At 38.3% G+C, this 8810-nt stretch carries 10 protein-coding genes and 1 tRNA gene; 7 read left to right on the top strand and 4 right to left on the bottom strand.

Features of this window, described 5'->3' with window-relative positions; translation table 11 throughout:
- Window positions 1-137: 137 nt before the first annotated feature.
- Window positions 138-1139: a hypothetical protein gene (locus NZ519_09145; GenBank protein ID MCS7028918.1), complete on the bottom strand. Its 1002-nt coding sequence runs from the start codon at window positions 1137-1139 to the stop codon at window positions 138-140.
- A 74-nt stretch (window positions 1140-1213) separates the two neighbouring features.
- Complete coding sequence (gene tsaE / locus NZ519_09140) at window positions 1214-1657, bottom strand: tRNA (adenosine(37)-N6)-threonylcarbamoyltransferase complex ATPase subunit type 1 TsaE (protein ID MCS7028917.1); 444 nt, start codon at window positions 1655-1657, stop codon at window positions 1214-1216.
- A 26-nt stretch (window positions 1658-1683) separates the two neighbouring features.
- Here tsaE and NZ519_09135 point away from each other — a divergent pair, with 26 nt between their 5' ends.
- The 7 genes from NZ519_09135 (at window position 1684) to NZ519_09105 (ending at window position 6410) form a co-directional block, all read left to right on the top strand.
- Window positions 1684-2715 carry an FAD-dependent oxidoreductase gene (locus tag NZ519_09135; protein ID MCS7028916.1) on the top strand — a complete coding sequence of 344 codons (1032 nt, stop codon included), beginning with the start codon at window positions 1684-1686 and terminating at the stop codon, window positions 2713-2715.
- Between the two features lie 129 nt (window positions 2716-2844).
- Window positions 2845-2918, top strand: a tRNA-Asp gene (locus tag NZ519_09130).
- A gap of 90 nt (window positions 2919-3008) precedes the next feature.
- Window positions 3009-3353: a hypothetical protein gene (locus NZ519_09125; protein MCS7028915.1), complete on the top strand. Its 345-nt coding sequence runs from the start codon at window positions 3009-3011 to the stop codon at window positions 3351-3353.
- A complete protein-coding gene (locus NZ519_09120; protein MCS7028914.1) occupies window positions 3266-5068 on the top strand; it encodes a M28 family peptidase in 1803 nt (600 codons plus the stop codon). The genes NZ519_09125 and NZ519_09120 overlap by 88 nt, the downstream gene beginning before the upstream one ends.
- A gap of 9 nt (window positions 5069-5077) precedes the next feature.
- Window positions 5078-5239: an AAA family ATPase gene (locus NZ519_09115; GenBank protein ID MCS7028913.1), complete on the top strand. Its 162-nt coding sequence runs from the start codon at window positions 5078-5080 to the stop codon at window positions 5237-5239.
- A 546-nt stretch (window positions 5240-5785) separates the two neighbouring features.
- Window positions 5786-6235 (top strand): hypothetical protein, encoded by a 450-nt coding sequence (locus tag NZ519_09110; GenBank protein ID MCS7028912.1) that lies wholly within the window; start codon window positions 5786-5788, stop codon window positions 6233-6235.
- Complete coding sequence (locus NZ519_09105; protein MCS7028911.1) at window positions 6228-6410, top strand: PD-(D/E)XK nuclease domain-containing protein; 183 nt, start codon at window positions 6228-6230, stop codon at window positions 6408-6410. Before NZ519_09110 ends, NZ519_09105 begins: the two co-directional genes overlap by 8 nt.
- A 109-nt stretch (window positions 6411-6519) precedes the next feature.
- Here the strand turns inward: NZ519_09105 and NZ519_09100 are convergent, their stop codons facing one another.
- Together NZ519_09100 and NZ519_09095 are read right to left on the bottom strand one after the other, a co-directional pair.
- Window positions 6520-7878 carry a choice-of-anchor B family protein gene (locus tag NZ519_09100; protein MCS7028910.1) on the bottom strand — a complete coding sequence of 453 codons (1359 nt, stop codon included), beginning with the start codon at window positions 7876-7878 and terminating at the stop codon, window positions 6520-6522.
- A gap of 70 nt (window positions 7879-7948) precedes the next feature.
- Window positions 7949-8626, bottom strand: coding sequence for a hypothetical protein (locus tag NZ519_09095; GenBank protein MCS7028909.1), 678 nt, complete (start codon window positions 8624-8626; stop codon window positions 7949-7951).
- Window positions 8627-8810 lie beyond the last annotated feature (184 nt).

Here is an 8810-nt window from a genome sequence, read left to right as displayed (position 1 = left end):
GCGTGCGTCAGCACGGTGCGAAGCGCAGCGAAGCACCGAAGCGATAGCGTAGCCCGTAGCACGCCGACCTTGTGGGCATGAGCGCAAGCGAATGCCCACAAGGGCACGCCCAAAAAATAAAATTTTTTATCCTACATTTATTCAAAAAGATGGCGAAAGTGAATATGCTGAGTGAGTGTAAAAAAGTCTCTGAAAATTTTATTGATCTGCTCGTTTAACATGGCTGCCCTCATGCCCAAAAGCGGATGAATCTTGACAATATAAATAGACGCCCTCTCCACAAACTCTACTCCAAACTGATGCACTTTTTGGCAAAATTCTGGGGATAGCTGACGATCAACATATAATAAATGCTCAATTTGAGCTACTTGCCTGTAAAAATCATTTGTTTGTTTGTCTAAGAACTTAGCAAACTCATCTTGAATAGGTGTTTTTTTGATAGACAAACTTTCTTCTAAATAGTGCTTGGCTATACCTATGTAATTGACTAAAATCGTAATATCTGCCATTACCACAAATGGAATTCTATCCAAAGGACCTCTGTCAAAATAACTTTTGTTGTATTGGAACGAATTATCCTCTGTAACTTCTACGTTATGTACCTGGAACTCATTTGTAGCTGTGGCTATCAAGCCAAAAGCATTCCAAGTGTCATAAGATTGGACTTTGTCTTTTTCCAAAAAAAAAGAGCGGAACATAGGCGTTCCATCGCTGTTAGTTTGGGGGACTCCATTTTCTACAATCTGCGCATTAAAGCTGAAATGTGTTGCATAAGGCGCCGCAGTTCCCCATAACCATTTACCATTGAGTATGTACTTATCGCCGACCTTTTCCGCTGTGCCCCCTATCATACCACTACCTGCAAAACATACTCTTGTGTCTGTAAATATTTTTTTGGCTACCTCAGGCTTTATGTTACGAGCGAAATAATTCGCACCACTGGTTAAAGTAACTACCCAACCTAAACTGCCATCTTCTTTAGCTAAATACTCTAATAAACGCAAACCCTCTGTCAAGGGAACTTCTAATCCATAGTACTCCTTTGGAATCCATATTCTTGTCCAAGCGTTTCTGAATATCCTTTCTATTGTATTTGGACTTAATCGGTTTTCTTCAATGGGAATGCTGATAGTACTCATATTATTTAGCTTATGTTCAGCAAAAATAACACAACTATTTTTAGTTAGGTTACAATTTATGAAAAATCCTTGTTCTACGAAGCATATACTTCGTTGATAGATATTTTACGAGTGTTTTCATCTATTTTTTCAAACATAAGATGAACATAATCTACCTTTTCCAATAAAGGTTTTGCCATTTGCCACCATTCTATAAAAACGTACACATTAGGGGCATGTAGATACTCCTCAAAGCCAATTTCAATCAATTCCTCAATACGGTTTAGGCGGAATAGGTCAAAGTGAAAAATACGCATAATAGAGTTATCAATAGTGTATTCATTAACTAAACTGTATGTTGGGCTATTGACCTCTTCATTGACGTTTAGCACTTTGCCTAGTACTCTCATAAATGTTGTTTTGCCGCTACCCATTTCTCCTTCTAGCGCATATACTTCAAATTGACCAAAATATTCAGTGAGTTTTTGTGCCACAGGTTCTAAATCCTCTATTTTTGAAACTATGAAAGTTTGCTGCATATTGTAACAAATATACAACGCTTGTCATGACTACCAAAGATATTCTCATCATAGGCGGAGGAATAGCAGGCGCTTTTTTACAAAGAGAACTTTCAAGACATAAGTTGATGTCTTTACTTTGGGTTGACAACAACCATTTTCTTTCCTCATCAATATTAGCCGCGGGAATTACAAATCCTATCATGGGGAAGCGAGCAAACTTAACTCAAAACGCATATACTCTTATTCAAAAACGAAAAGAGTGGCAGCAAAAAGACTTTCTTTTTGCCCGTTACTTCGTAGAAAAAAACGCATTCCGACCGTTTAAGGACATCAATGAGGTAAATGAGTGGAGTGCTAAAAGTCTAAACATGCCCGTAACTGTTCATTACACCAATCCTGAACCTAAATACATCAAAGCAGAACTTGGCGGAATTGAAATTCACCATGCGGGTTTTATGTATGTCAATGAGTTTTTGCAGGAAACTAAAAAAGAAGGTAATTGTTGGCATGAAAAGGTAGAATATTCAGACTTATGCATACAAAAACATCAAGTTGTTTGGAAGAAGCATGATATAGCTTTCAAATACGTAGTCTTTTGCGAAGGTAGCCAAGTAATACACAATCCGTATTTACAAAATTTACCTATTATTCCTACAAAAGGCGAAATATTGGAAATTGAAGTTGCGGCACCGATTTGCGAAACATTTATGTATTCTGCGGGCATTTACATTGTTCCCAAGCGGAATAACAGGTATTTTGTGGGTGCTACTTATACTCCGCACAGTACTGATAGAACACCTACCGAACAGGGCAAAAGAGAATTAGAAGCAAAACTACAGTCTTTTTTGCAAGTTCCGTACAGAATTACAGGGCATTGGGCAGGTACGCGCCCTGCTACTTCGGATAGAATACCTGTTATAGGTTCGCATCCTGAGTATCCGAATGTGTATTTTTTTAATGGTTTAGGGAGTAAGGGTGTTTTTTATGCGCCCTACTTAGCAGAGTGCCTCACGGAGCATATACTTTATCAAAAGCCCTTACCTAGTGCTCTATCTTGGCGAAAAAGTTTAAGGTAATTTTGTTTGTAGCACTTTGTGAAGCTTATTTTTGCTTGATTTTGCGAAAGTTACAAAGTAAGACTAAAAAATACTCTTGACATGTGAGTAAATATGTTTGTATATTTGCGGTCCATTTGGTTGGTAAATGGTCTGGTAGTTCAGCTGGTTAGAACACATGCCTGTCACGCATGGGGTCGCGGGTTCAAGTCCCGTCCAGACCGCAGCCCTCTCGGTAGTGAGAGGGCTTTGTGTTTTGTGTGAGGTCTGTTTTTATTTTGAATGTTAAGTTTTAACTTTTTCGGCGTGTCCTTGTGGGCGTTTCGCTTCGCTCATGCCCACAAGGTCGGCGTGCTACGGGCTACGCTAACGCTTCGGTGCTTCGCTTCGCTTCGCACCGTGCTGACGCACGCCCTTCGCATGCCTCACGCAAGGGATCTCTGAAACCATCGTTTCTCTGTTTCTTATGCAAGGTTTTAGCTTGTAAGTGGTTGCACTTCAAGCTTAAACAAGGTAAAGACATAATTGCTTATGTTGTCTGCGTGAGGGGCATGGAGCATGCCGTTAGGCAGTGCGCAGCGTTAGCGAAGCACCGAAGCGAAGCGGAGTGCGGAATGCCCCGACCCTTGCGTCAGCAAGGGGCACGCCCAAAAAAATGAAACTATCTTTGAAACCTAATGTATTATTTTTGTGTATGCGTATATTGATAGTAGCAAGTATCCTTTCAGTGTGCTGCGCACAAGCACAAATTAACTCTGAAAATGTTCAAAAACATATAGCATATTTAGCGTCAGACAAGCTGCAAGGGCGTGGCACAGGCGAAAAAGGCGAAGAACTAGCAGCCGAATATATCATCAAGCACTTCAAAAACCTTAAACTTATTCCAAAAGGTCAAAACAATACCTACATTCAAGAGTTTAATTTTGTAGAAGGTATCATTCAAGAACCTACTATAATTCGCATTAACAAAAACAAAAAAATTACTTGGCAGGATAAAAAGGACTACTGTGCTTTACCTTTTAGTGCAAGCAATGAATATAACCTAAGAACTTTACATTTTGAATACGTCAATGAAGGTATAGTAGCCCCTACCCTTCAACGAGATGATTACGCAAACAAAAATGTAATGGGCAAAGTAGTTGTAATCTACTCTTTTCCTGAAAAACCACTTAATCCGCACGAAGAAATAACCGCTTACTACTCTTTTAGAGAAAGGGCAAAAATAGCCCAAGAAAAAGGCGCTGTAATGGTCTTTTTTGTAGATAGAAAAGGAACTTATCATTTTGAAGACTTACCTAAAACAAATTCAAAAGCTCAATTTTTGCGTATCCCTGTAGTTTGGTTTTCGCATAGTACTTTTGAGGAGTTACGTCAATTGAATATCACAGACTTTTATCTGAAAATCAGCATTAAGCCTAACGAAATGAAAGGTAAAAATGTTATTGGCTTTTTGGACAATCAGGCACCTCTGACCGTAGTCATCGGCGCACACTATGACCACTTAGGTTTAGGGCATCATCCAGGTTCATTAGACCCAAACCCTAAAAATAAAATTCACAATGGCGCAGATGACAATGCATCAGGCACAGCGGGATTATTAGAGTTAGCTCGCTACTTTGCTACAAATAATCGCAAAGAAAATTTTAACTTTCTATTTATTGCTTTTTCAGGAGAAGAATTGGGTTTGTACGGTTCAGGTTATTTTACTAAAAATCCTACCCTCGATCTCAACACAGTAAACTACATGCTCAACATGGACATGATAGGACGATTGAGAGAACAGCAGCTAGCCATTAGCGGTGTAGGTACTTCGCCTGTGTGGGTGGATTTAATCAAGCAAATAGACAGCACAGATACTCACATCACTACAAAATTAGACTCATCAGGTACAGGACCATCAGACCATACCTCTTTTTATTTGAGAAACATTCCTGTACTGCATTTCTTTACAGGTACCCATGCAGACTACCACAAACCCACAGACGATATAGATAAAATTAATTTTGAGGGCATTGTACAAGTACTTAACTTCATCATCAACTTGACAGAAAAAACAGAAAAACTTTCTAAACTGACTTTTACACCCACAAAAGAGAAAAAAAATGAAAATCCTCCTGCATTCAAAGTTACTTTGGGCATTATTCCCGATTATATGTATAGTGGCAAAGGAATAAAAGTGGAAGGCGTAAGCGCAGGTAAACCCGCAGAAAGAGCTGGAATTCAGCGTGATGATATTTTATTGCAAATCAATAACGACGAAATTATAGACATGATGAGCTACATGAAATGTTTAGCCAAGTACAAAAAAGGCGACACAGTCAAGATAAAAATTGAACGCAATAAACAAATAATTGAAAAAGAGGTTACATTTTAGTCTTACCTTATGGAACTACTTCCAATTGGGATACAAACTTTCAAGGGCGTTCGGAAAAGGAATTACATTTATGTGGAAAAAACTACACACATTTTAGATTTAGTCCGTAATTTAAGGTATGTTTTTCTTTCACGCCCGCATGGAATTGGAGCACCTACCACTCCGTCATAAGGTTAGATTTTACGAAAGATAGATAATACAACACTACTCAAGAACTCAAAGAAAAAATTAAGCTTGTTTTAGAACACGCATACGCCTATCATGACATTCTGTTTAAGTTAGAAGTTTCTTTTTCTAATTTGTTTGAGCGATTGACACAAGCAGCTTATCGCAAATATGGCAAAAAATAGTCGTACTGGTAGATGAATATGATAAACCTGTACTAGATTGTATAGCTAATGAGGAAGTAGCCAAATCAAACAGAGATCTTTTGAAAAGTTTGTACAGTGTTATTAAAGGTTCAGATGCATACATTGAATTCACCTTCATGACAGGAGTAAGTAAGTTTAGCAAAGCGTCTACTTTCAGCGACTTGAACAAAATTTTACTGATATTACCTTAGATAAAAACACTAATGCCATTTGTGGCTATACCCACTATGACTTGATAGCTTTGTTTTCCGACTATTTACACAACATAGACCTTGACCAAGTTAAGAAGTGGTAGAATGGATATACTTGGGACATTGAAGGCGAACGAGTGTACAATCCTTTTGATGTGTTGTTGTTCTTACGTAACAGAGAGTTCAAAAGTTATTGGTTTGAAATAGGAACTACACCATTTTTGATAGATTTAATGCACAAGCACAAGTATTATGTTCCCAAGTTTGACGATATAGTCATTAGTGAAAGTTTGATGAATTCCTTTGATATAGATGACATGGTAGTACCTGCTGTATTGTGGCAAACAGGATATTTGACCATTAAAGACCGCATAAAACGCTACCACCTGACCAAGTATGTGCTAAGCTATCCAAATTATGAGGTAGGACAAGCTTTGAATGAAGCTTTATTGCGGTTGTGGCTCAAAAATAGCCGAGAAAATGAAGAGTTTGCATTACAAACTTTGGGCAGTTTAGAGCAAGGCGATATGGAGAGTTTAGAAAAGAGTTTGAAAAGCTTGTACAGTAGCATTAGTTATACATTCAGTCAAAGAATAGGTGAGTGAGTACGAAGGTTTTTATGTATGTGTTCTGTATTCGTATTTGAAAAGTTTGGGCGTAGAGTGCATCAGTGAGGATGTAACAAGTATTGGGCAGATAGACTTGGCCTTATTGTTGCAGGATAAAATTTACTTGTTTGATTTCAAGATGAAGAATTCTGGGGAATTACCTTTGGAGTAAATTAAACGTAAAGCGTGTTACCAAAAGTATCTTGCTCAACCTAAATCAATTTACCTGATTGGGGTAGTTTTTCATGAAAAGTAAAATAACATAAAGTGTGCTCAATGTTTTATTGTTTAACAAACTTCGTACGGTAAAATCTACCTTTACTGTCAGAAAGTACAACAGCATAAACACCAGCAGGAAGACCTTTTATGTCTACTTGATGAGAAAGTAGTTGAGTAGCGTACGTAAAAGTATCCACAACTATTTTACCTTGCATGTCTATAATTTGGATACGTACTTCGCCTGGCAAAAAGTTTGAACCTTGAATTTGAATAAAATCCCGTGCAGGATTAGGAAATATTTCGGCTTGAACAAAAATATCAGGATTATTTTGTACAGACAGTGCTTTGCTTACATCAAATACATATAGACCTGTTTGCATGTCTGATGCGATTATTCTTCCGCTCGGCAAAAAAGGATATACCCCCCAATTGCCAACAAAACTTGCTTCTGCTAAGGTATCATCACGGGGGTAAGTATCATAGTATCCCACTTCAATAGGATGAGTAGGGTCGCTTACATTAAAAATACGCAAGCCGTCCGAGTAATAAGAACAGTATATATAGTCCCCTTTCCAATATGGAATATGAGGTACTTTGTATTTTTTATTCGTACTTGAGCTGACATGCGCTAAAAGTTCAGGGTTATTAAAATCGTGAATGTCATAAATTTTAATCGGTAAGTTATGGGGTACTTCATCGGTGAAAACAATTTTTTTGTGGTCAGGACTTAGCCAAGAAGAGTGATTGTAGCCTGAGTATTGGTAGCCAGTAATTCGCATGAGTTCCACAGGATTAGCTGGATTTCGGTAATCGTATACAAATAAGCCATCAAAGCCATTAGAGCAATAAGCTGTATCATTGTAAACGGTTACTTGATGGACATGACTAAAAAAAGGTTCATCAAGTACAGAGATAAGTTGCGGGCGTTCGGGGTTTTGAAGGCTATAAACTGCCATTTTGTAAAAACCTGTTACTCCACCTGGATTACGCACGCTGCATGCATATAGGCGATGATTATCTACGTACATGCTGTGTATATTTGTGCAAATAGTATCGCTTTGATAAACGATATGCACAGAATCAGGCAAGTACTGCAAGTCTACCACAATCAAAGAGGAGTTAGCGCAGTTATCTGCGGCTAAATATGCATAGTGCGAATACGTTTTCAAATCTCTATTGATACAACGAGAGGAGATAATATCAGGTATGTAAGCACGCAGCACAGGATGAGTAGGATTAGTAACTTCAATAAAATAGTATCCTGCTACACCTCCCAACAAAGCATATTCTCGCCCATTTTGAGCATAGCCCCATACTTCATTATACTTTTGGTTAAATAAATGTGTCATATCGGAGTTAGGTGCGCCATCCCATCGCCCTAGTAAAGTAATGTTGTAGCTAATTTGTCCCCACAAACTCAAACAAGCAAACGTAACTAATACAAATACAATTTTTTTCACTCCGAAAAAATACAAAAAAATCTCAAAAACTCTAATGTCTTTTATTGTAAAAAATCCCAATGTTCGCACCGATAAACCAATGATTATCTATTTGACTTTTGCCCTGCATGTAGTTACGAGCAAATTCTAACTCTGCTTGCATAATCCACTTTCTATGTATTCTTTTCGCTATCCCTGGTGAAAGGTTAAAGTTGAGCAAGTACAGCAAGCTTCGTAGTTCACTGCTCTTATAGATAGGATTAGCAGGGTCATAAGGACCTGTATAAATCCCTGAACCTGAAATAGCTATGTTATTACGATAGGCACCCGCATAAAACATTGAGCCCCCTGCTATGTACCAATGTTTTTCTCTGCTCCATACAGGAGTTAGGTTAATTCTGACATTCAGCGGAATAACAAGGTTAAGAGCATTGTAGTCTATGTAATCAGGTATGAAGGTAGTAGCTTCAAAATGGCGACTTCGTACCCCTGCGTATCGGACTAAAATACCGCTTCTCATGTAAGCATAGTTAGACATTCTAAAATCAAACCGAAAACCTCCTGTAATAGGGAACTGAAAACCTGTTCCAGCACTTGTACCAGGTAGCATAATTCCTGCCCCGCCGATTATTCCTATTGTCATATCTCTGTTTAGGTCAGATTGCGCTATACATAAAACTTGCTGCAAAATGACAAAAACTACTACAAATGCACTACGTTTTTTACGCATACCACAAAAATACACAAATGTTTTTTAGAAAAGTGATGAGATAGAATCTTAATTGCATTTAGCGTAGGCTAAAAAACCTATTTAATTGAGGTTTAGAAAATCGTTTAATTTTTTGGGCGTGCCCCTTGCTGACGCAAGGGTCGGGGCATTCCGCACTGCGCTTCGCTTCGGTGCTTCGCTAACG

The organism is Bacteroidia bacterium (assembly GCA_025056095.1).
Lineage (GTDB): Bacteria > Bacteroidota > Bacteroidia > JANWVE01 > JANWVE01 > JANWVE01.
Note: the sequence above shows the minus strand (reverse complement) of the source record. Positions and strands in the feature narration are given on the sequence as shown.

Bases quoted from the DNA above. Each gene is read 5' to 3' on its own strand.
- NZ519_09145 (MCS7028918.1), bottom strand. From the start codon at position 1,139: ATGAGTACTATCAGCATTCCCATTGAAGAAAACCGATTAAGTCCAAAT.
- tsaE (MCS7028917.1), bottom strand. From the start codon at position 1,657: ATGCAGCAAACTTTCATAGTTTCAAAAATAGAGGATTTAGAACCTGTG.
- NZ519_09135 (MCS7028916.1), top strand. From the start codon at position 1,684: ATGACTACCAAAGATATTCTCATCATAGGCGGAGGAATAGCAGGCGCT.
- NZ519_09115 (MCS7028913.1), top strand. From the start codon at position 5,078: ATGGAACTACTTCCAATTGGGATACAAACTTTCAAGGGCGTTCGGAAA.
- NZ519_09095 (MCS7028909.1), bottom strand. From the start codon at position 8,626: ATGCGTAAAAAACGTAGTGCATTTGTAGTAGTTTTTGTCATTTTGCAG.